This window comes from Leifsonia sp. Y862, from assembly GCF_057669585.1.
The window spans coordinates 555,901-576,515 of record NZ_JBYHFR010000001.1 but is presented as its reverse complement, the minus strand read 5'-3'; the positions used below and the strand labels follow the sequence as shown (position 1 = coordinate 576,515).

The following is a 20,615-nucleotide window of genomic DNA, read 5'->3' as shown; positions in this document are numbered from 1 at the left end:
AAACTGCTAGTTAGGTACTAAACCAGACGCCCAGAAAAATTGCAACGTGGGAACATTTGGGTCATCTCGTCTATAGACTGGGGCCATGAGCGAGGGCGACGGCGAGGCGGCAGGCAAGTCCAAGCGGCCCAGCATCAAGGATGTGGCCGCTCTCGCTGGCGTGTCATGGCGAACGGTGTCCAACGTCATCCACGGGCATCACTACCTCAAGGCTGAAACAAAAGCGAAGGTGGAAGCGGCGATCGCCGAACTGGGCTACCGCCCGCAGCTTGCCGCGCGGCAGCTTCGGAGCGGTCGCAGCAATCTGGTGACGCTTGCCGTGCCCTATCTCGCGCACCCGTACTTCGCCAGCCTCGCCCATGCCGTCGTCGAGGCCGCAGAGGAGCGCGGGTTCACCGTCTTAGTGAACGAAACTCGAGGTCTCCCCGAGCTGGAAGAGAAGGTGGCGCGCGGGTATCGCAACGTGCTCTCAGATGGGATCATCTTCAGCCCGCTCTCGCTCGAGGTGGATGCGATAGTCGCAATGCGTGACACGACGCCTCTCGTGCTCCTGGGCGAGCACACCCTCAACTCGAAGATCGACCACGTCTCCGTCGACAACGTGGGTTCGACGCGTGAAGCGACGCAGCACTTGATTGATCTCGGCCATAAGAAGATCGCCTTCCTCGGCTACCTGTCGCAGGGGTCTCTCGGAACAGCAGATCTGAGGCTCGAGGGATACCGGCAAGCGCTTCAAGCCGCGGGCCTACGAGAAGAGTCACGGCTGATCATGGGCTCCCCAGACGACAACGCGCCCCTCGAATTCGCGGTTGGTGCTGAAAGCGACTACTCGCGCGAAGAGGGATTCGCCCGCGCCGAGCAGATGCTGTCGACCATCGACGATATCGACGCCATCGTCTGCGCAAACGACCTGCTCGCCGTCGGCGTGCTCCGGCGATTCCATCTCAGCGGCATCCGTGTTCCCGAGGATGTGGCCGTGGTGGGCTGGGACAACACGCCAGAAGGCGGCTTCTCCTCCCCCACACTCACGACAGTCGCACCCGACATGCAGGCGATTGCCCGGCACTCCGTCGAGGCTATCCAGCGGCGTATCGACAACCCAGACGCGCCAGCGGCAGGTTACGTCGCCGGCCATCGTCTCGTCGTGCGCGAGTCGACAGCCGGAAGCAGCTCGGTGCGGCGGCAGGGTGGGCCTGCACTGAAACAGCCCGCGGTCCAATGACCCCGATCTGCCCGATGGCGTTCTCCTTCATTGAGCGTTTCGCCTTCATTGAGCGTTTCGCCGGTCCTTCAGCTGTTAGGGCTCGACGTGCGGCAACGAGTCCGTCGGCGCCCTGACGCGCAGCACGACGTTGCCCTTCTTGCGTCCGGTGTCGACGTAGCGGTGCGCTTCGACGATCTCCGCGAGGTCGTAGGTGCGGTCGATGACTGCCTGATACCTGCTGGAATCTGCAAGGCTGACGAGGAAAGCCAAGTCCTCGGCTCGATGCTTGCCGACGTTGGCCGTGACCAGCTTCTTGCTCTTCCTGCTCTGCCTCGAGGCCCGCATCATCCCCTTGAGATCACTGATAACCAGCAGGAGTGCCCCGCCGGGCTTGATGATTGCCTCGACCCGCTCGAATGGAGCGTTGCCGACACAGTCGACGATGACGTCGTAGGTGCTCCCCTCAGCAGCGAAGTCCTCCGCGGTGTAGTCGATCATCCGGTCGGCGCCGAGGGCGGCGACCAACTCCCGGTTGGGTGAGCTGGTCACTGCGGTGACGTCGGCGCCCAGGTGCTTTGCGAGCTGCACCATCGCGCATCCCACGGCACCGGATGCACCGTTGACGAGCATGCTGTCCCCCGGCTTGATCGCGACCTGATTCAGGAAACCTCGCGCCGTGCTGCCACCGAATACGAGAGTCACCGCCTCTTCCATAGTCATCGTGCGGGGCGCAGCAGTGATGGCGCCATCCTGCTGGGCGCAGACATACTCCGCGTGGCCGCCGAAGTCGCCACCGCGGAGTGCGATTACCTCGTCGCCGGGGGCGAATGCGGTCACGTTTGCACCTACCGCGTCAACGACGCCAGCGGCATCCATGCCGAGAATATGGTGCCGGGGTCGAAAGAAGCCGAGCCCGAGTGCGGCGAGCATCCCCAACCCACGGGGGACAATGCGGCTGCGAGCCCGATGGTCTGCGACGCTCACCGTGCTGGCGTAAACCTTGATGAGCACTTCGTCGGCTTTCGGAATGGGTCTGGTCATCTGTTCGACGTGGACGACGTCTGGGGAGCCGAATCTGCGGTAGACGGCCGCCTTCATGGTGGGACGGATAGCGGTGCGGTGTGCTGTCATGGTCGGATCGCATCGATCGCGCTTCGGATAGTGATCACAATGATGGCCCTCCTTCTCGTTGTCTGGCCGGACGTGGTCCACACCTGCCGGCCCGTCAAAGCTCAGTGTGCCCCCGTGCCGCCGTTTCGCGGCCTCGGACCTCATATGGCGACTTCGCCCACCCCCTTGCGCACGGGCGCCACCACGAGGAGGGTGGCGTGAGGCAAGCCACCCAGCCGACAAGGGACCGGACACGCAACGGAGGATGGTGCGACTGTGACCACAACCGGATATGACGGAAGCCCTCCGCCGCCCGTCAGCCAGCCAGTGCGGCTGAAGCCGGGAGGCATCGTCCTGCTGATTATCGGCACGTTGCTCGGGCTGATCGGAACAGGACTCTTCGCGGCGGGCGTCGTGTTCACGGCAGCCAGCGCCCTGCAGCGGGACGACGGCTTCTTCAGGTCACCATCGGTGAACTTCTCCGTGGGATCGTATGCGCTCACGTCGCCGAATCTCGATGTTGCCGGAAACCTGAAGTCTGGCTCCGGAGCGCCGTTCGACCTTGCCACGCTGCGCTTGGAGGCAACATCAAACGAGCCGAACCAGGAGATCTTCATCGGTATCGCACCAAAGTCGGATGTTGATGCCTATCTCTCTGGAGTGCAGCACAGCGAAATCAGCGGCGTGCGTGTCTCGCCATTCGTCGTGCAATTCCGTGAGGTGCCCGGCTCCCAAACACCGGGAGAACCTGCCTCCGAAACGTTTTGGACCGAGTCGGCCTCCGGCGCTGGAACTCAACATGTGGACTGGACCCTGCGCTCTGGCAGCTGGTCTGTCGTGGTGATGAACGCCGATGCGAGGCCTGAAGTGAACGTCGACCTCACTGCCGGCGTGCACAGCGGCGTCATCCTGCCCTTCGCCATCGGGCTGCTGATCGGTGGCGCCGTGCTCTTCCTCATTGGTGTGGCCCTCACCGTCATCGGCGCTGCAATGCTGGGCCGCCAGCTGGAACCAGTGTCGCCTCCCGCGGGCCTTCGTCCCGGGCTGCAGGCATACCCAGCGCACCTCACCGGCCACCTCGACTCCCCGCTTTCGCGTGGGCTGTGGATCGTGAAGTGGCTCCTGGGTATCCCGCACTTCATCCTGCTGGCATTCCTCTGGTTTGCCTTCGTCGTCGTCACGATCATCGCCGGCTTCGCCATCCTGTTCACCGGCCGGTATCCGCGGTCGTTGTTCTGGTTCAATGTCGGCGTTCTGCGCTGGAACTGGCGTGTCGGTTTCTACGCCTACTCCGCGCTCGGCACTGACAGGTACCCGCCGTTCACGCTCGCCAGAACGGATTATCCTGCCGACTTCGACGTCGACTACCCCGAGCGGCTCTCCCACGGCCTCGTGCTGGTGAAGTGGTGGCTATTGGCCATTCCGCACCTGCTGGTCATCAGTATCCTCGGCGGCGGCATCGGATGGTGGTGGGGCTTCAGCTACGGATGGGGATCAGGCATCTCGTTGCTCGTCCTCCTGGTGATCATCGCCGCCGTCATCCTGCTATTCAGCGGCCGCTATCAGCTCCCGCTATTCGACTTCATCATGGGCATCAACCGCTGGGTATACCGGGTAATCAGCTATACCGCGCTGATGCGCGACGAGTACCCGCCGTTCCGCCTCGACCAGGGGCCGGTTGACCCGGTTGCGCCAGTTCCGTCTGCTGCGCCGGTTCCATCGGCTACACCCGTTGAACCAAACCCAACCGAACGCCATCAAGGCGAGTAACGGCTGCGGTGACGCCGGTCCCGGCTCGTCCGTCAGCCTGCGATGGATTGACGATATCGGTCCCGCCAGTCGCGAGGGGCGAGTCCATAGCGGGAGTGAAAGGCTCGGCTGAACGTCGAAGCGGATGAGAATCCAGATCTGGTCGCGATGGTGCCGAGGGCTAGCTCGCTCGTGCGGTCGCGCTCCATCAGAGACCTGGCTCTCGTCAGTCTGCTCTCGAGGATGGCACGAGTGAGCGTGGTCTCTTCGAGCTCGAATGCCTTCTGAAGCGTTCTGCCCGATACCTGCAACGCGGCTGCGACGGATGCCGCGGTGAGGGCTGGGCTTCTTGAATACAGCTCGACGTGTTGCCGCGCTTCGGTCACCAGGTTGCTGCGGATGGTGTCTGGGGCAGAGTGACGCCCGAGGAAATCGTCGACGAACGCCGTCGTGAGTTCGAGAATCGAATGGGCGAGCGCTGCTCCAGAAGCTGGGCCGAGGTCGGTGTCCATTCTCATGGCCTGCGACGCAAGCGAACCGATCATGAGAGGCAGGCCCTCGGTGAGAGGGAAAACTGTGCGGGCAATGGAGTCAATGTCTGACGAGCTGAGACCGATCGCCTGGCGATCCATCCGTATCGACAGTGCACGGAAGTCCGGCGTCATCTGGAAGCCGCTCAGCCGCGGCATATGGTTCATATTCATGTTGCCGGCGTGGTTTTCGATGTCGTTGTATGCACGTTTGCATACGATCGCGCCATCGGTGATGAATGCCCACACGAGCGCATCGCCCGGGTCGGTGTAGCCGGCAAAAGGATCATTGCCTGCGGTGGGAGCCTTGGTGTGAATCAGGTGCACTGGGCCGAGTGCCTTGCTTTTCACCACCGTTGCGACAGCAGACGAGAAGCCGGTCTGTTCGCGTGTTGCTTGAGGGAGATACATCGGGACCAACTTTTACATAGGCGTCGACGTGTGTCCACCGAGAACGCCCGTACTTGACCACAGCCGAATTAGTTCTTCACAATTTGCGAATCCCCTCTGCAGCACGCGACGAGTGGCGACACCATGTAATCAGCGACTGCAGACGAGCGTCGAGCCAGTGGGCGCTGAACCAGTCACTCCACCAACATCAAGGAGAAACCATGCCGTACTTCACCACTTCGGACGGAACCGAGCTCTACTACACCGATCAGGGCGAAGGGCAGCCCGTCGTACTCAGCCACGGATGGCCGCTGTCGTCGGATGCCTGGCAGGTTGAGGTAAAGCTCCTCGCCGACAACGGCTACCGTGCCATCGCCCACGACCGCCGCGGGCACGGCCGCTCGGCAAAGACCTATAACGGCAACGACATGGACACATACGCCCGTGACCTCGCCGAGCTGGTCGAGCACCTCGACCTCACGAACCTCGTCGTCATCGGCCACTCCACCGGCGGCGGTGAAGTCGTGCGCTACGCAGCTCAGCACGGTGTCGGACGCGTCGCAAAGGTGATCACTGCCGGCGCTGTTCCGCCCCAGATGGTGAAGACCGACAGCAACCCCGACGGGCTGCCCATTGAGGTGTTTGACGGCATCCGTGCTGGCGTTCTGGCGGACTCCTCGCAGTTCTACATCGACCTCACAGAGGCGTTCTTCGGAGCAAACCGCGAAGGCAGCACGGTCTCAGAGGGCGCGAAGCGCGAGTTCTGGCGCCAGGGCATGCTCGTCAACCTCGCCGCGGCCTACGACTGCATCAAGGCCTTCTCTGAGACCGACTTCACCGAGGACCTCAAAGCCCTCGACGTGCCGATCTTCCTTGCCCACGGAGATGACGACCAGATCGTTCCCATTTCTGACGCGGCGATCAAGTCAATCGAGCTCGTCAAGGACGGCACCCTGAAGGTATACCCCGGCGCCCCGCACGGTATCTACGGTTCCTACCAGGCTGAGCTCGACCAGGACATCCTCGACTTCATCGCGAAGTAGCACGCTTCGAATACCTGAGACCAACAGGTATTCCAGGCTCCCCGCCCGGGCCGTCGTTCGACCATGACGGTCCGGGCGCATTTGCTATCCTCCATGTGAGGGCGAGCGGATGCCCGGCAGTGAGCCCGGCAGCGATCCAGTCATGAGCGCGACCGAACATAGGGCGCCGGTGCGACACGCTCGGCCACACGGCGCACGAACCGAGCACGAGATACACGTAGCGGAGGGCGAAGATGACGATGGCGGATGTGAACCCGATGATCCCGCCGAGCGGTGACGGCTGCCTGGAATGCCTGGACTCCGGCGGCTGGTGGTTCCATCTGCGGCGCTGCGCGGCATGCGGCCATATTGGCTGCTGTGACAGCTCCCCCGAGCAGCATGCGCGCGACCACGCGACCGGCACAGGCCACCAGGTTGTCCGCACGTTTGAGCCTGGCGAGAGCTGGTTCTGGGACTACTCAATCGAGGCATACATCGACGGCCCGGAGCTCGCCGCGCCAGCACATCGGCCGATCGAGCAACCAACGCCCGGCCCCCTCGGCGCGGTTCCGGCCGATTGGAAGACGCTACTCCACCGCTGAGCGGATGCATTGAGTACGGATGATCTCGTATCCCCCTCCGCATCGATTGATGCCTTCTCTGCGCGCGTGAACAGCGAGGTCAGAACCACCTACCGACTCTCGCTCGGCAGGTTTGAAGGCGCGCCGCCTCCCCCCGGAGGGGTCCCGCCGCCCATCCCGGAGGCCCCCTGCTGAGTGACGCTGTTGGCGTAGTCATTGGTCGGGTCGCGGTAGATGGTGTGCACATGACCCCAACCGGACGTGGTAACCCCGCTGATGTCCGCGCCGGCCGACCCCTGCTGAGCCTGGAAGGCGATGTACACGTTCGGGCCGGAGATCGAGAACGAGATGCCGTCACCGGTGCTCATGTCGTACGTCGTCTCGCCGGACCAGGCGATGACGGTGTCATCGAGGGTCGCCTCGATCTTGGCGAGAGCCGCGGCGGTGGTCTCCTCATCGGCCATTCCGACCCAGTTGGCGATCACTTCCAGGAGGAACTGCTTCTGCTCGTTCGTGAGGTCGGCACCGGTGAGCCCGGCGCCGGTGGAGAAGTCGCAGGTGTCGCCCGGTGCGCACATGCTCACGTCGCCCGAGGTCAGGGTCGCCTGCTGCTCAGCCGTGAGGCTGTCGAAGAACGCGAACGCGTCGGTGTAGATCCCGTCGAACGGCTGGACCTCGGTGCCATCGCCATCCGTGTAGACGGCAGGTTGTACGCCCAGATGTGTCGGCGCAAAGGTGATGGCGTCGGCAGAGCCGTCGAGCGTGGCATTGATGCCGAGGTGGTGGCCGCCGAACTGCACCTCGAACGCGCTCGTGTCGGACGGGTCGCCGAAGAACGCGATGTAGTACTGGCCGAGCGAGCTCTCGGTACTCGAGCTGTTCTCGGCCAGATACTCGTCTCCGCCCATGATGCCGGTGACCGTGGCATACGCCTCGTCGCTGAGCAGCGACTCGAGCACCGCGAGTGCCCCGGCCTGCTGCTCGGCGGTGAGGTCGGTGAGGTTTAGTCCCGCGCGCTCGACGAAGGTAACCGGGAAGTTCGACCAGGATGTGGTCTTGGTCTCATCGTCGTAGTCGTACAGCACGGCCTCGCGCTGCTCGCTCGTGAGGGTGGATAGGAATGCGTCAGCCGCCTCAGCCGTGGCGGAAATCGTTTCGGCTGTCGTGGTCGCGTCCGTGGTCGACACGGTGGAATCGGTATGCGTGCTGGAGCTGGCGCTGTTCGAGGAGCTGGTTGTGGAATCGGTCATGGTGGTGGCGCAACCTGCCAGGGCGATGCCGCCCGCCAACAGCATGGCGGTCATCCAGGTCGTTCTTTCCCGCAATGGCCGCTTCGCAGTAGTGGATTTGGTCGCGTCGATCTTCATCATGACGACCACGATAAGCAGCCTCGCTATGCGTTCCCTATGCCGTTCCTATGAGAACCGAAGGCAACGAGCCTGCTCTCACCCGCAGGAACCCGTCTGTCGCGTCGGGGATGTGGCCAGCGAGAGAACCGGTGAAGTCAAGGTGTTCTGACAACGGCTCCCTGAGTCCGGTGCCGTCGTCGACCATGACGGCCCTGGCATGCGTGGCGTGGGGCTGTGGCAGTCAAGCCCGCCAGTAGTTGTTCGCGGCCGCAATGGTCTGGAACTCTATCGCGATGACTTGGCTGACAGCGATGAGGCTGTCTGGGTCTGTGGAGTAGTTCGGGCGGCCGCCTGTGAGCACGTCGAGATCAGGTTGGATGTTGTGGATGCTGTGTCTGGCCATTGTGATGGCTAGCGCGCGGCCTTCCTCAGCCGTCGAGGTAATTAGGGTGCCACCTGGCACGAGTACGAGTTCGGAATCTGGGACTCTGTTCATCGCTTGCTCCTTTTATGTCGGGATGAGCCGAATGCATCTCGGGGTTACCCGAGTGACTGGTAGCGGATCGACAAATCAGCGCCCGTCTCCGCGCGCAGTGAGCTTCCGTCAATCAGCCACTGTGCACCCACCACGGAGCTTTCGCGAGGGCACGGTCCTTTGTGCGGCTGCGCGGCGGGGTGTACAACGGGTGACATGGTCCGGATCACGAACACAATCGACATAGACGCGTCGACCCAGCAGGTCTATTCGGCCCTTCGCGCGCTCGACGCCTACCCGACCTGGCTCGGGCATTCAACGGTGTACCGCGGCACGAGAATCCGCACACCGCAGGCTGGAGCGCGGCCCACCTACGAAGATGCCACCATGGTCGGCCGAATGCCCGGCGAACTCGTCGAAGATGTGCCAGATCACGCGCTGCAGTTCCACCAGGGGAAACCGTCCGGCGGCCTGGATGCGCTCATCCGATACGAACTGGATGCCGACGGAACAGGCACGCACGTTACCAGGGTCGGTGAGATGACGACCCATGGGATGCTCCGGATCGTTCAGCCGATCCTTCTGCGGATGGCTTCCGCAGAGAGCGAGCGGACAATGAAGTCACTGAAGCACCATGTTGAACGAAAGACGGGATTCCCCGCCGCCAGTCAGCGGTCGGAGGAATCGGACTAACCGCACGCACATGGCCCAGGCAGCCACGCCTTCGCACTGTTTGCGCTGAACCGCGGAACACCCGCTCCAGTCGCTCCGACTGAGGTGCTCGTCGTGACGGGGGCGTACCGTTTCGTGCGCAATCCCATGTACCTCGCGGTGCTCGCGATCATCCTCGGCCAGGCGGTGCTGTTCGGCAACTGGTGGCTCGTGCTGTACGCCGCTATCGCCCTCGTCGCTGTCGTCGCGTTCGTGAAGGGCTACGAGGAGCCGACACTCACCTTGGCTTACGGAGAGCAGTATCTCGACTACCGGCGCAACGTCCCCGGGGGTGGCCACGGCTCACGCCGTGGCGTGCGTGACCGCAGCCACATGTCGACGTCTTGACTCCCAGCGAGCAATATATCGAGCCACGTATTCTGTCGGTGGAGGAATCCGGCAAAAAATTCAGCGACAGTAGTAGATATATCAAGGAGTATCGGATGACTTCCACCAAACAGGTTCCTCCGGGAAGAGCCCTCGTAGTGGGCGCGACGGGGATCGCAGGCCAGACCGTGGCGAGGCAGCTGACGGAACAAGGCTGGACGGTGTTTGGCCTCTCTAGAAGAGGCCGCGTCGAGCAAGCCGACATCATCTCGGTCACCGCAGATCTTCTCGACCCGGCATCGCTCTCTGAGGCGCTCACGGGCACCCGCCCAGACCTCGTCGTGATCACGGCGTGGATGAAGCGCGACAGCGAGGCCGAGAACATCCGGGTCAACAGTGCGACTGTCCGCAATGTGCTCGCTGCGCTGGAGCCGGAGAAGTCGGTGCGCCACGTCGCACTTCTCACCGGTCTGAAGCATTATCTGGGGCCGTTCGACAACTACGCGACGGGCGTCATGGCCGATACCCCGTTCCACGAGAACGAGCCGCGCCTGAGCGCACCAAACTTTTACTACGCGCAGGAGGACGAGCTCTTCGAATCTGCCGCTCGAAACGGATTCACCTGGAGCGTTCACCGTGCTCACACCGTGTTCGGCTTCGCAACAGGGAACGCGATGAACATGGTGCTCACCCTCTCGGTCTACGCCACCATCTGTAAGGAGCTTGGCCTGACCTTCACCTTCCCAGGCTCGTCCACTCAGTGGAACGGCATCACGGATGTGACCGATGCCGAACTGCTCGGTGAGCAAATTGTGTGGGCCGGCACCCATCCCGAAGGTCGGAACGAGGCGTTCAATATCGCAAACGGCGACGTCTTCCGGTGGCGGTGGCTCTGGCCACAGATCGCCGAAATCTTCGATGTGCCGTGGGCTGGATTTGAGGGAGAGCCTCGCCCGTTGGCCGTTCAGATGGCCGGCATGGAAGAAACCTGGCGCACGATTGCCGAGCGAGAGGGACTTGTTGAGGCTGACGTTGATCTCCTGGCTTCCTGGTGGCACACCGACAGTGACCTTGGTCGCAACATCGAGTGCTTTACCGACATGAACAAGAGCCGCGAAGCCGGCTTTCTGGGCTTTCGGGCGACGCCAGAGAGTTTTATCGACAAGGTCGAGCGTTACCGCGCAGCCAACGTCATCCCCTAAATCGGGACACAGCGAAATTCCAGCAGGGCTGGCTCCCTGGCAGGACATTTCTACAACGTGTTCAGAGCAACTATTAGCGCGATCTTACGGCGGGGAGTCATTCATTCGCTTCCTGACAGACCTCACTCGTCGGGACGCCGTTGGCGGCGGGACTCAGAGTTGTGCAACGAGGCTTTCGCCGAGGTGATCCAGGAGGTCTGCAGCGTCGTCGTAGACCTCGCTCGCGCCCGCCGCGAGAAGTTCTTCTGCACCGAATCCGCCGCTGAGAAGACCGATGCAAGAAACGCCCGCCCGCAGTGCTGCTTTCACGTCCCAGGTTGAGTCGCCGACCATTACCGCTTGGCCAGAGCTGACCTCTGCCTTTTCCAAGGCGGATTTGATCACGTCCGGGTCGGGTTTGGCGGTGGTCACGTCACTGGACGATGTCACCGCGGAAAGGTGCTGGTCGGCATCAAGTACGGATAAGAGGACTTTCAACTCATCTTCTGGCGCTGAGGTAGCCAGCACGACTGCATGGCCACGATCAGCCAACGCGGCCAAGAGTTCCCGCGCGCGGGGAATCGGTCGGAGCCGCCCCGCCGATGCGAGGTAGAACTCTGAGTGTCGCTCTTTCGCTTGATCGCCGATTGTGTCGGCATCCTCACCCAGAAGACTCTCGAGGAGCTTTCCGGAATCCATGCCGATGCTTCGGTGGATCCGCCAGAGCTCGACGGGGTGCCCGACAGAAACGAACGCCCGATCCCAGGCGTCGATATGGAGGTAGTTCGATTCGACGAGGGTGCCGTCGATGTCGAGAAGGACTGCAGTGAGAGGTGTTTCCGAAGGCTCCATGGGGCCATCCAACCGCGTTCTCGCTGGAAGCGACAGGGGCAGCGATGAATCGGCCTGTTGACATTCTTTTGCCCTCACCTTCGTCGATCGAAGGCGAACGGTCACGAGGGCGGCCATGGCCAATCCGAAGCAGTGACGAAGACTGGCCTGTCCTCTGGCGTGATCTACACTTGCGCAATGGATGCTGCAATCTCTCGCACAGCCGCTGTCATTTACAACCCCGTCAAGGTCGATCTCGACACGCTCCGGGAGGCCGTGAATGCAGAAGCGGCCGCCGCCGGATGGGCTGAGAGCGTTTGGTTCGAGACGTCCATCGACGACGTCGGCCAGGGCGTGACAGCTAAGGCGCTCGAGCTCGGCGTGGATCTGGTTGTCGTCGCCGGCGGTGACGGTACCGTCCGCGCGGTCGTTGAAGCCGTCCGCGGGCACGACGTACCCGTCGCGCTTCTGCCATCGGGCACGGGAAACCTCCTCGCCCGCAATCTCAAGATGACCCTCAACGACATGCCCGAAAGCGTCCGCGCCGCATTCAGCGGCGAGGACCGCCGCATTGACGTGGGAATGATTCGTGTTGAACGTGAAGACAAAAGACGCGATGAGCACGCGTTCGTCGTGATGGCCGGCTTGGGTCTCGACGCGAAAATGATCGCCAATACCGACGAAGATCTCAAAGCGAAAGTGGGATGGGCCGCATACGTGAAAGCGATCGTCAAGTCCCTGCGGGACCCGGACGAACTCCACATGCGTTTTCGGCTCGACGGTGGCACGGAAAAGCGCGCAACGGTACACACCCTGATCCTTGGCAACTGCGGCTCGCTGCCCGCCAACATCTTGCTCATGCCAGAAGCCGCGCTGGATGACGGACTATTCGATGTGATGATGACCAGGCCAGGCGGCCCATTGGGCTGGATTCGGGTGTGGGTAAAAGTGGCCTGGACCAACGGCGTTGTTCGACGGACAAAAGCAGGCCGTGCTCTCGCCGGAGACCAGAAAAATGACGGCGACCTGCGCTACGAAACAGGCTCAGAATTCACGGCACGCTTTTCCCGACCGGAAGAAATCGAACTCGACGGCGACGGATTCGGTAAAGCCGTCGCGTTCACAGCGTGGATCGAGCCCGGCAAACTTCTCGTGCGCGTTCCTGCTGCTACTGAGTGATCATGAACGGTGAACAGCGGTCCGCTTGAGCCTGCGAGTTCATCCGCGGGCACCGCAATGGACGCCGCAGTGCACTGAACCGAGAGTGGGTGGATGAACTTGTTCTCATCCTGACGCCGTAGAGGCAGTCGGCTGCACCCCGCCGGACACGCTGCCGAGGTCGAGGTCAGCCTTTCACTGCGCCAGCGGCAACCCCGGAAACGAGGTGGCGCTGCACGAGGAGGAAGAAGACGACGACGGGCGCCGAGAACAGTACAGAGGCCGCCATCTGGCTCCCGAAGTCAGTTCCGGTCGGCGTCGAAAACGACGCCAGCCACACCGGCAGGGTGTACATCGACTGATCCTTCATGAAAGTGAAGGCGAAGATGTAGTCGTTCCACGCCGTGATGAACGCGAAGACGCTCGTCGAGATCAGCCCCGGTAACACGAGCGGGAACAGTACGCTCCAGAGGATTCGCCAGGTTCCCGCGCCATCGATTGCGGCAGCCTCCTCGATCTCGACCGGAACGGTGATGAAAAACCCGCGCAGCACCCAGATCGAGAACGGCAACACGAGTGCCACGTAGGCGAGCATCAGCCCCATATAGGTGCCGATCAGACTGATGTCGTTGAAGATGAGGAACATCGGGATGATGAGTGCCGGCCCCGGCAGCATCTGCACCACCAGGATGGTGACCATGATCGGGCGGCGGCCGCGGAACCGGAAACGGGTCAGCGCCGCTGCTGCGAAAAAGGCCAGTAGGAGCGAGAGCAGCACCGCGCCTAAGACCACGATGAGGCTGTTGAGCAGGTTATTGAGGAAGGAGCCTGACCCAATCGCGATAGCGAAGTTATTCAGGGTCGGCTCCAACGGCCAAAACTGCGGTGTCACCGACATCACTCCGCTGCGCGGCTTGAATGCTGTGTTGATCATCCAGTAGACGGGGAAGACCCACACAACGATCATGGCGAGGGCGATGATATTGGGGAGCCGACGGGTGCGGCCCCTGGCGCGCATGCCAGTGCGCGGCTTCAGCGCGCCGCTCGGTGTGGTCTTTGAGTTCACAGGTCTTCCCCGGATCGAATGAGGTTACGGACGTAGAAGCCGCTGATCAGCAGGAGCAGCAGGGTCGTGATGATCGCAATCGCGGCACCGTTGGCGATGTCGAAACTCACGAACGCCTGCTTGTAGGTGTAGATCCCGAGCGTGGTGGTCGCATTGTTCGGTCCACCCTGTGAGATGAGCCAGATCTGGTTGAACACGTTGAAATCCCAGATTGCCGAGAGCACTGTCATGAGCAAAATCGTCGGCCGGAGGAAGGGGAGCACGATCTGCCAGTAGACGCGCCACTCGCTCGCACCGTCGAGGCGTGCCGCCTCGAGGTACTCGGCGCTCACCTGCGATTGCGCGGCGTAGACGGTCAACGCAATAAGAGGTACGGCCTGCCAGACGATGAGGAGCCAGATCGAGACGAAGGCGAGGTTGGTGTCTTGAGCCCAGTTCACGTGCGTCATGTCACCGAAGATCAGCAGCTTCGTCAGAATCCAGTTCACGACGCCGTACCCAGGCTGAAACAGCCACAGCCACACCTGGCTCGACGCGACGGTCGGCATCGCCCATGCCAGCACGAGCGCGACTGTCAGCGCCATGCGCATCCGCTTGCCCAGCTGGATCATCAGCCGCGCCGAGAAGACGCCGACCGTGACACTGCCGATCACCATCGCCGCGGTGAACAGGACAGTACGCACGAGCGCCGCCCAGAACTCGGAATCGGCCATGATCGCGCTGTACTGGTCGAGTCCAACGAAGTTGAATTCCCCGGTGAACAGGGTGCGCTGGTTGAAGTTCGTGAACGAGGTGAACGCGAGGAACCCGATCGGCACGATGACGAGAGCGATCAGGACGAGGGCGGCAGGCCCAAGGAGCAGGAGCGGCGTTCTGGCCGCTCGGCCGCGCGAGCCGCGCCGCGGCGCCCGAGGGGTTCCCTCGGGCGCCGGGCCCACGATGGCCGGCTCAACCATCGTCATTTCAATCATGGTGATCGAAACCTAATTCTTGTTCAGTGCGGTTGTCAGGTGCTCGTCGAACGCCTTCGCCGCGTCTTTGACGCTGGACGACCCCGTCGCAACAGACTGGAAGAACTGCTGCATTGAGCTGTCGCCCTCGATCGTCGCCCATCCGCCAGAAGCAGGAGTGGAGTCGGAGCGTAGCGCGGCAGTGAAGAAGGCCTTGGCATCCTCAGAGAGTCCGCTTGCTTCCGCCTTCTTGATGCCCTCCTCGCTGTTCGGGATCCAGCCGTCTGTGCCGAAGATGAACTTGTCCTGGATCTCGGGGCTGGCCGCGATCTTCGCCCACTCGATCGCGAGGTCTGGGTTGGAGCTGTGCGCGGCGACACCCCAGTCGCTACCGAGGATCACAGCGGGCTGGTTTTTGCCGGAGACGCCGGGGAACGGGAAGGTCCCAATGTCATCGGATGTGAGCGCGGGGTTCAGGGTCAACGCCTGTTTCACGAACGACTGGCTACCGAGCTGGGCTGATGCCTGTCCGTCGGCGAAAACCTGGTTCTGGCTCGGCGTCTTCGTGAACAGCGTCTGCGAGGCCACGCTTGAGTAGGTGTTCTGGAACTTCTTGAATTCCTCAAGACCCTTCACGCTGTCTGCAGTTCCGAACGCGCCGGACCACTTCGAGTCCTTCTGCGTGGCGATCTGTCCGTTCGCATCCCATACGAACGGCACGCCGGCGTACCAGTTCTGGCCCGGCAGGTAGAACGTAGAGAAGTCAGGTGACGGGTTCGCGGCCTTGACCTTGTCGAGGGCTGCCGTGAGCTCCGGGTACGTGGTCGGCACAGTCGTGACTCCGGCCGCGGCCCAGATCTTCTTGTTGTAGATAACGGCCCGAGCGGAACCGAAGCTCGGCACTGCGTACAGGTGACCGTCGACCTCGGCCGGCTCGACGAGGCCGGCAAGCCAGGTCTGTCCCTGTTCAAGGTCTTTACGCTGGTCCGTCAGGTCGAGCAATCCGCCGCTCGCCGCGAAGAGTGGCACGTCGGTGTTGCCGAGGTCGACGACGTCGGGAGAGTTTGAGCTCGCCAGCGAGGTCGTCATCTTGGTGTTGATGCTGTCCCACTGCTGCAGCTCGACCTTGACCGAGGCTCCGGTCTTCTTGGTGAAGGCGTCGTTGATCGCCTTAACGGTGGCGTCGGTAAGGTCGTCCTGCATCACCCAGACGGTGATTGTCTTGCCTGTGCCATCCGTTGCAGCCGCCGCGGGCTTCGCAGGCGCTCCCCCTGAACAGGCGCTCAGGGCGAGAACAGCGCCGAGACCAAGAGCTATGGCGCCGAGTGATGTGCGATTCATGATTCTCCTTCGTAGGTGAGTTGCAGGGTGTGGCGGGGTGCAAGAAGTCAGGCGACTCCGAGTTCAGTGGAGAGCACGAGGGCGGCGGCGCCGAGGAGCACTAGGTCCTCCCCGCCCGGGGCCGACTCGACGGTCAGACCATCGCTCACGCTCCAGAAAACGCGAGACGTGATGGTCTCGCGCACGATGGTCAGGAATTCCTCCGTTACGAGGTCGACGGGCCCGCCGATGACGATGTCATTTACCCCGTTGGCCGCAATCATCGGCGCAAGAGACTTGCCGAGGGTCAGGGCAGCGGTAGCGAGGATGGCATTGTGTCCGACATCGGTCTCTCGCAGCCGTTTGCGCAGGCTCGGCGCCGAGACGGCGAGGTCGAGGCATCCGCGCAGCCCGCACGGGCAGGCATCGCCGTCGTCGTCGACCACAATGTGCCCGATCTCGCCGGCTGAGGACTGCGCGCCCTCCACGAGAGACCCTCCGATGATGAGGCCGGCGCCCACGCCATGTTCGATCGAGACGAACATGAGCGAGGACTGCGAGAGGCCGCGGTACGTGTAAAGGCCGAGGGCGGCCGCGTTGGCATCATTGGACACTCTGACCGGTCCATCGAAAGTGCGGCTAATGCGAGCGGCCATGTCGACGTCCTGCCAGCCGAGGGTGGACGCGAGACGTACGACCTTCTTGCTCGCGACAACACCCGGTGTGCCGATGCCCACGCCGAGGATTGGCGCGGCCGACAGCTCGGTGAGGCGCCCCACGAGGCCCGCAACAAGATCGAGTGCCTCGTCCCCCGCCTTGCCGGCGACGAATGCCTCCGCCCGGTGCAGGACTTCCCCGCGCAGATTCGTCACGACACCGACGAAACGCTGCTCGTCCGACAGGTCGATTGCGACCATGTGGAAGGCGTCATTACGAACCGCAAGAAGCGTCGCCGGCTTTCCGACGCCCGTGCGCCGCTGCACGCCGATCTCCTCGACGACGTCCTCCTCGATCAGCTCCCCGACCAGATCCGAGACCAAGACCCGCGATAGCCCGGAGCCTCGCGCCAGGTCGGCGCGGCTCTGCTGCCCCTCCTTGAAGAGCTTCTGGAGCAGGAGCGTTTTGTTCAGCTTGCGACTGTCCTCTGGCGACACCATCTTCGTCACGCGCAACGGCCGCAGGGCCGTGTTGTGTCGCCCCACTGTGGTGGTCTCTTTCGCCATCCGCGTGCCCTTTCGTTGCGTCCCCTCGGAATGTTTCACTAATAAAGCAGGCATTCATACTTATGTCAACCGCCTTTTTGCTGCTGTCATAGACCTGTAACACAAGGGAAATACGTGCATTGGCTTCGGGCACCGCTCTTGCCGAAAGCGTCAGGATGCTATTAGGGTCCATTACATACAAATCGGATTGCCTCGAGAGGAACTAATGTTCGGTCTGATACCCCAACCGGATACTGTCGAGACGGGATCCGGCGCCTTTACTCTCGGACCCCGGACGCGGATCCTCGCGGCAGCGTCGGCCTCCGACGCCGGAGAATGGCTGCGCGCCGCACTCCGGCCCGCGACCGGCTTGCGGCTTACACTCTCGGACGATGGCGTCGCATCCGCCGATACGATCGATCTCCGAATTGACTCGGCTCTTGGGGCGGAGGCCTTCGAGCTCCGATCGACCCCGGACGCGGTGGTGATCGTCGGTGGTGACCCGGCCGGCGTGTTCTACGGCTGCCAGGTGTTGCTCCAACTGCTGCCGCCCTCGATCTACCGTGCGGCGTCGACGTCCACCGAGAACTGGTCGGTTCCCTGTGTGGTCATCCGGGATCGGCCCCGGTTCGCCTGGCGTGGGGTCATGCTCGACGTCGTGCGACACTTCATCCCGAAACATGAGCTCCTTCGCTACATCGACATCTTCGCGCTGCACCGGCTGAACACCCTGCACCTGCACCTGACTGACGATCAGGGATGGCGCATCGAGATCGAGCGCTACCCGAGGCTCACAGAAGTCGGAGCCTGGCGTACTGAGAGCCCCCGCGGTGCGTCACCAGATGCGCCAGGAGACGGACGCCCGCACGGCGGCTTTTACACACAGGATGACCTGCGCGAGATCGTCGCCTATGCCGCTGAGCGGTTCATCAACGTCCTGCCGGAGATTGAAACGCCCGGGCACGTGTGCGCCGCCCTCGCCGCCTACCCCGAACTCGGGGTCACGGGAGAGCCGGTCACTGTCTCGACCCGGTGGGGGGTGAGCGACGACATCCTCAACATTGAGGAATCGACCGTCGAGTTCTTTCAGAACGTGCTCGACGAGGTCATGGACATATTCCCCTCGGCCTACATCGGCGTCGGTGGCGACGAGTGTCCCAAGACGCAGTGGCGCTCCGACCCTCGCACACAGGAGCGGATGCGTGAACTCGGTCTCGCTAGTGAGGCTGAGCTCCAGAGTTGGTTCATGGCGCGACTTGAGGTTGGCATCCGTGCTCGCGGACGCCGAATGTTCGGCTGGGACGAGATCCTCGAGGGGTCACCGTCACAGTCGGCGACCGTCGCCTCCTGGCGGGGCGTCAACGGTGCGATCAGTGCCGCCAAACGCGGGCTTGATGTCGTGTCCTGCCCGGACAACCTCGTCTACCTCGACTATCGGCAGTCGGACGGCGACGACGAACCCGTGCCGTTCGCGATCCCCGTGACGGTGCGCGACACCTACCACTTCAGCCCAGTGCCATCGGGGCTGACACCTGAGGAAGCTGCCCATGTGATCGGGGGCCAGGCCAATGTGTGGACCGAGAACATGGACTCGTCCAGGGCGATGGACTACATGATGTTCCCGCGGCTCTGCGCGATCGCCGATGCGCTCTGGCGCACTGGACCGGCCAACTTCGACGCTTTCGCCGACGATCTGTCCCTGCACCTCCAGCGGCTGCGCGCGATGGGCATCGAGTATCGGGAAGCCGACGGACCACGGCCGTGGCAGCGACGGCCGGATGCCATCGGGTTGCCGTCGAACCTCGCGGATCATGCTGCGCTCATCGCCCGGCTGACCGAATCGATCTCGTCCTGACGCGGTAGAGGCCGGCGGCCGCACCCCGCCGGGCACGGTGCCGAGGTCGTTTCCGTTTAACCGGGTAGTCGGCCCCCGCCGTCCGCTATGCTGCGAGCCTGTAGCTACCTTCCGCATCACAACGAAAGGCCACATCGTGTCAATAGCAACCGTTCCGGCCACGGCCCTGAGCGCCACCAAGATCAAGGTAATCAAGCTCATCGGCTGGGCCGGCATCCTCGGTGCAATCGTCATGATCATCGGTGGCGGCGTGGTGTGGGGCATCGTGAGCTCACAGCTCGCTGCCGAGAACATCACTGTGTCAGAGGACGCTGAGTTCCTCGCCGGCGCTCCGGTTGTCGGTCCGTTCTCTGCTTACGCGCAGGCGACCATCATCAACCATCACGCGCTCGAAATGGCCGGCAACAAAACCTATGCCGAGCTCGAGCAGGATGACCCGCTGCGCGCGACCGTCATGAACGCGTCGTTCTTGCGCACCTCGCTCTTCACCTCAGTGGTGTCATTCGGTGTCTCGGCCTTCGCCATCGGTATGGGCGTGCTTTCCGGCCTGTTCGGCTGGGCCATCCTGACCCTCGCTACGGCCAGGCCCGACAAGGCTGTCGCAGTGGGCGTCGTCGCCTAGCCACTCACCCGGCTGACCGAATCGATCTCATTCTGACGCGGTAGGGGCCGGCGGCTCGGCCGACAGCGCCAGCCATCCTTCGATGCCGTCGAGCAGCCGCTGAAGCCCGAACTCGAACAGGGCATCCAGGTCGAGATCGAAATCGTCCGTTCTTACGAGGGACGCAAGCAGCGGTAGCTCCAGCGGCGACACCATCGCGGCGATGTCGGTAGATCGGGTCGTCATGTACTCGTCGGCCGTCAGACCCGTGTCTTGCTGCTGTTCAACCTCGGAGGCGACGTCGATCGCCATCCCCTTAACATGGCTGAAGATGATGACACTGATGTACATCATCGACTCCATACTCAACCCGAGCGGAGCGAGCGCCCGCAGGCACCACTCCGTGTACCGAAATCCATTCGGTACGAGCTGCGGCCTCGAAATGGACATCACGCCGGCCAGCCACGGATGCCGCCTAAAGCCCACCCACTGCAGCCGCGCCGAGACCTCCAAATCGGCTCGCCAATCAGCCTCGGAGGACGGCGGGAAGGAATCCTCCCCCAGCACCGCATCGATCATGAGCAGGACTAGCGCGTCCTTGCTGTCGACGTACCGGTACAGCGACATGGTCGATGCACCGAGATCGGCGGCGATCCGCCGCATCGAGACCGCTGCGATTCCCTCCGCGTCGGCCATCGCGATTGCCCTCGCCACGACCTTCGCGGTCGACAGCTGTGTCGATGGCTGGGCGGCCGATGACGCGACAACGCTGCCGATGCCCGGCGTCGACACGACGAGGCCCTGCTGCTGCAGCTGCGCGAGCGCCTTGGTGGCTGTGGCGATCGCAACGTTCCACTCCTTGGTGATTCCGCGCGCTGAGGGTACGCGGTCGCCTGGTCTCAGGATTCCGGATGCGATCCGCTCGGAGATCTCCGCCGCAATACTCTGGGAAGTCACACGCACTGTACTAGTACACCATCCTTAATCTAGAACACTTGTACAC

The 20,615-nt window shown here is 62.8% G+C and carries 21 protein-coding genes; 11 read left to right on the top strand and 10 right to left on the bottom strand.

All coding sequences use genetic code 11. The features are described 5' to 3' along the window. Positions 1–85: 85 nt before the first annotated feature. Positions 86–1,222 (top strand): LacI family DNA-binding transcriptional regulator, encoded by a 1,137-nt coding sequence (locus AC25Z0_RS02715; RefSeq protein ID WP_488132232.1) that lies wholly within the window; start codon positions 86–88, stop codon positions 1,220–1,222. A 75-nt stretch (positions 1,223–1,297) separates the two neighbouring features. Here the strand turns inward: AC25Z0_RS02715 and AC25Z0_RS02710 are convergent, their stop codons facing one another. After that, the gene (locus AC25Z0_RS02710; RefSeq protein ID WP_488132231.1) at positions 1,298–2,335 is read right to left on the bottom strand and encodes an NAD(P)-dependent alcohol dehydrogenase; all 1,038 of its coding nucleotides are present in this window, start codon (positions 2,333–2,335) and stop codon (positions 1,298–1,300) included. A gap of 255 nt (positions 2,336–2,590) precedes the next feature. On the opposite strand from AC25Z0_RS02710, the gene AC25Z0_RS02705 reads away from it, so the two are divergent. Next, the gene (locus AC25Z0_RS02705) at positions 2,591–4,084 is read left to right on the top strand and encodes a DUF4389 domain-containing protein (RefSeq protein WP_488132230.1); all 1,494 of its coding nucleotides are present in this window, start codon (positions 2,591–2,593) and stop codon (positions 4,082–4,084) included. Positions 4,085–4,116: 32 nt separating this feature from the next. Here AC25Z0_RS02705 and AC25Z0_RS02700 read toward each other — a convergent pair whose 3' ends face one another. Then, positions 4,117–5,004: a helix-turn-helix domain-containing protein gene (locus tag AC25Z0_RS02700; protein ID WP_488132229.1), complete on the bottom strand. Its 888-nt coding sequence runs from the start codon at positions 5,002–5,004 to the stop codon at positions 4,117–4,119. A gap of 200 nt (positions 5,005–5,204) precedes the next feature. Between AC25Z0_RS02700 and AC25Z0_RS02695 the strand changes: the two genes are divergently transcribed. Both AC25Z0_RS02695 and AC25Z0_RS02690 read left to right on the top strand, forming a co-directional pair. Further along, a complete protein-coding gene (locus AC25Z0_RS02695) occupies positions 5,205–6,026 on the top strand; it encodes an alpha/beta fold hydrolase (RefSeq protein WP_488132228.1) in 822 nt (273 codons plus the stop codon). Positions 6,027–6,259: 233 nt separating this feature from the next. After that, a complete protein-coding gene (locus tag AC25Z0_RS02690) occupies positions 6,260–6,607 on the top strand; it encodes a UBP-type zinc finger domain-containing protein (protein ID WP_488118712.1) in 348 nt (115 codons plus the stop codon). An 89-nt stretch (positions 6,608–6,696) separates the two neighbouring features. Here the strand turns inward: AC25Z0_RS02690 and AC25Z0_RS02685 are convergent, their stop codons facing one another. Then, on the bottom strand, positions 6,697–7,773 hold the full coding sequence (locus AC25Z0_RS02685) for a DUF3500 domain-containing protein (RefSeq protein WP_488132227.1): 1,077 nt from the start codon (positions 7,771–7,773) through the stop codon (positions 6,697–6,699). Here AC25Z0_RS02685 and AC25Z0_RS02680 point away from each other — a divergent pair. Beyond that, positions 7,763–8,104 (top strand): hypothetical protein, encoded by a 342-nt coding sequence (locus AC25Z0_RS02680; protein ID WP_488132226.1) that lies wholly within the window; start codon positions 7,763–7,765, stop codon positions 8,102–8,104. The two genes, AC25Z0_RS02685 and AC25Z0_RS02680, sit on opposite strands and share 11 nt — an antisense overlap. A 72-nt stretch (positions 8,105–8,176) precedes the next feature. Here the strand turns inward: AC25Z0_RS02680 and AC25Z0_RS02675 are convergent, their stop codons facing one another. Then, positions 8,177–8,431: a hexameric tyrosine-coordinated heme protein gene (locus AC25Z0_RS02675; RefSeq protein WP_488118710.1), complete on the bottom strand. Its 255-nt coding sequence runs from the start codon at positions 8,429–8,431 to the stop codon at positions 8,177–8,179. Positions 8,432–8,626: 195 nt separating this feature from the next. Between AC25Z0_RS02675 and AC25Z0_RS02670 the strand changes: the two genes are divergently transcribed. From AC25Z0_RS02670 to AC25Z0_RS02660, 3 genes are all read left to right on the top strand, one after another. Then, positions 8,627–9,103: an SRPBCC family protein gene (locus AC25Z0_RS02670; RefSeq protein WP_488132225.1), complete on the top strand. Its 477-nt coding sequence runs from the start codon at positions 8,627–8,629 to the stop codon at positions 9,101–9,103. A 93-nt stretch (positions 9,104–9,196) separates the two neighbouring features. Then, positions 9,197–9,469, top strand: a complete 273-nt coding sequence (locus AC25Z0_RS02665) for a methyltransferase family protein (protein ID WP_488132224.1) — start codon at positions 9,197–9,199, stop codon at positions 9,467–9,469. 95 nt (positions 9,470–9,564) lie between these two features. Next, entirely contained in the window at positions 9,565–10,650 is a 1,086-nt protein-coding gene (locus tag AC25Z0_RS02660) for an SDR family oxidoreductase (protein WP_488132223.1), read from the top strand. Positions 10,651–10,803: 153 nt separating this feature from the next. Here the strand turns inward: AC25Z0_RS02660 and AC25Z0_RS02655 are convergent, their stop codons facing one another. Further along, on the bottom strand, positions 10,804–11,481 hold the full coding sequence (locus AC25Z0_RS02655; protein ID WP_488132222.1) for an HAD family hydrolase: 678 nt from the start codon (positions 11,479–11,481) through the stop codon (positions 10,804–10,806). 177 nt (positions 11,482–11,658) lie between these two features. On the opposite strand from AC25Z0_RS02655, the gene AC25Z0_RS02650 reads away from it, so the two are divergent. Then, positions 11,659–12,639: a diacylglycerol/lipid kinase family protein gene (locus AC25Z0_RS02650; protein WP_488118705.1), complete on the top strand. Its 981-nt coding sequence runs from the start codon at positions 11,659–11,661 to the stop codon at positions 12,637–12,639. 166 nt (positions 12,640–12,805) lie between these two features. Here the strand turns inward: AC25Z0_RS02650 and AC25Z0_RS02645 are convergent, their stop codons facing one another. The 4 genes from AC25Z0_RS02645 to AC25Z0_RS02630 are packed head-to-tail and all read right to left on the bottom strand — an operon-like array spanning position 12,806 to position 17,177. After that, positions 12,806–13,684, bottom strand: coding sequence for a carbohydrate ABC transporter permease (locus AC25Z0_RS02645; protein WP_488132221.1), 879 nt, complete (start codon positions 13,682–13,684; stop codon positions 12,806–12,808). Further along, positions 13,681–14,655 (bottom strand): carbohydrate ABC transporter permease, encoded by a 975-nt coding sequence (locus AC25Z0_RS02640; RefSeq protein ID WP_488118703.1) that lies wholly within the window; start codon positions 14,653–14,655, stop codon positions 13,681–13,683. Before AC25Z0_RS02640 ends, AC25Z0_RS02645 begins: the two co-directional genes overlap by 4 nt. 12 nt (positions 14,656–14,667) lie before the next feature. Beyond that, positions 14,668–15,975 (bottom strand): extracellular solute-binding protein, encoded by a 1,308-nt coding sequence (locus AC25Z0_RS02635; protein WP_488118702.1) that lies wholly within the window; start codon positions 15,973–15,975, stop codon positions 14,668–14,670. 47 nt (positions 15,976–16,022) lie between these two features. Next, on the bottom strand, positions 16,023–17,177 hold the full coding sequence (locus AC25Z0_RS02630; protein WP_488132220.1) for an ROK family protein: 1,155 nt from the start codon (positions 17,175–17,177) through the stop codon (positions 16,023–16,025). A 205-nt stretch (positions 17,178–17,382) separates the two neighbouring features. Between AC25Z0_RS02630 and AC25Z0_RS02625 the strand changes: the two genes are divergently transcribed. Beyond that, a complete protein-coding gene (locus AC25Z0_RS02625) occupies positions 17,383–19,011 on the top strand; it encodes a beta-N-acetylhexosaminidase (protein WP_488132219.1) in 1,629 nt (542 codons plus the stop codon). Positions 19,012–19,147: 136 nt separating this feature from the next. Continuing rightward, on the top strand, positions 19,148–19,633 hold the full coding sequence (locus tag AC25Z0_RS02620) for an aromatic ring-opening dioxygenase LigA (protein WP_488118699.1): 486 nt from the start codon (positions 19,148–19,150) through the stop codon (positions 19,631–19,633). A gap of 27 nt (positions 19,634–19,660) precedes the next feature. Here AC25Z0_RS02620 and AC25Z0_RS02615 read toward each other — a convergent pair whose 3' ends face one another. After that, the gene (locus AC25Z0_RS02615; protein ID WP_488132218.1) at positions 19,661–20,569 is read right to left on the bottom strand and encodes a TetR/AcrR family transcriptional regulator C-terminal domain-containing protein; all 909 of its coding nucleotides are present in this window, start codon (positions 20,567–20,569) and stop codon (positions 19,661–19,663) included. Positions 20,570–20,615: the final 46 nt, after the last annotated feature.

Bases quoted from the DNA above. Each gene is read 5' to 3' on its own strand.
- AC25Z0_RS02715 (WP_488132232.1), top strand. From the start codon at position 86: ATGAGCGAGGGCGACGGCGAGGCGGCAGGCAAGTCCAAGCGGCCCAGC.
- AC25Z0_RS02710 (WP_488132231.1), bottom strand. From the start codon at position 2,335: ATGACAGCACACCGCACCGCTATCCGTCCCACCATGAAGGCGGCCGTC.
- AC25Z0_RS02700 (WP_488132229.1), bottom strand. From the start codon at position 5,004: ATGTATCTCCCTCAAGCAACACGCGAACAGACCGGCTTCTCGTCTGCT.
- AC25Z0_RS02695 (WP_488132228.1), top strand. From the start codon at position 5,205: ATGCCGTACTTCACCACTTCGGACGGAACCGAGCTCTACTACACCGAT.
- AC25Z0_RS02690 (WP_488118712.1), top strand. From the start codon at position 6,260: ATGACGATGGCGGATGTGAACCCGATGATCCCGCCGAGCGGTGACGGC.
- AC25Z0_RS02675 (WP_488118710.1), bottom strand. From the start codon at position 8,431: ATGAACAGAGTCCCAGATTCCGAACTCGTACTCGTGCCAGGTGGCACC.
- AC25Z0_RS02670 (WP_488132225.1), top strand. From the start codon at position 8,627: ATGGTCCGGATCACGAACACAATCGACATAGACGCGTCGACCCAGCAG.
- AC25Z0_RS02660 (WP_488132223.1), top strand. From the start codon at position 9,565: ATGACTTCCACCAAACAGGTTCCTCCGGGAAGAGCCCTCGTAGTGGGC.
- AC25Z0_RS02655 (WP_488132222.1), bottom strand. From the start codon at position 11,481: ATGGAGCCTTCGGAAACACCTCTCACTGCAGTCCTTCTCGACATCGAC.
- AC25Z0_RS02650 (WP_488118705.1), top strand. From the start codon at position 11,659: ATGGATGCTGCAATCTCTCGCACAGCCGCTGTCATTTACAACCCCGTC.
- AC25Z0_RS02640 (WP_488118703.1), bottom strand. From the start codon at position 14,655: ATGATTGAAATGACGATGGTTGAGCCGGCCATCGTGGGCCCGGCGCCC.
- AC25Z0_RS02635 (WP_488118702.1), bottom strand. From the start codon at position 15,975: ATGAATCGCACATCACTCGGCGCCATAGCTCTTGGTCTCGGCGCTGTT.
- AC25Z0_RS02630 (WP_488132220.1), bottom strand. From the start codon at position 17,177: ATGGCGAAAGAGACCACCACAGTGGGGCGACACAACACGGCCCTGCGG.
- AC25Z0_RS02625 (WP_488132219.1), top strand. From the start codon at position 17,383: ATGTTCGGTCTGATACCCCAACCGGATACTGTCGAGACGGGATCCGGC.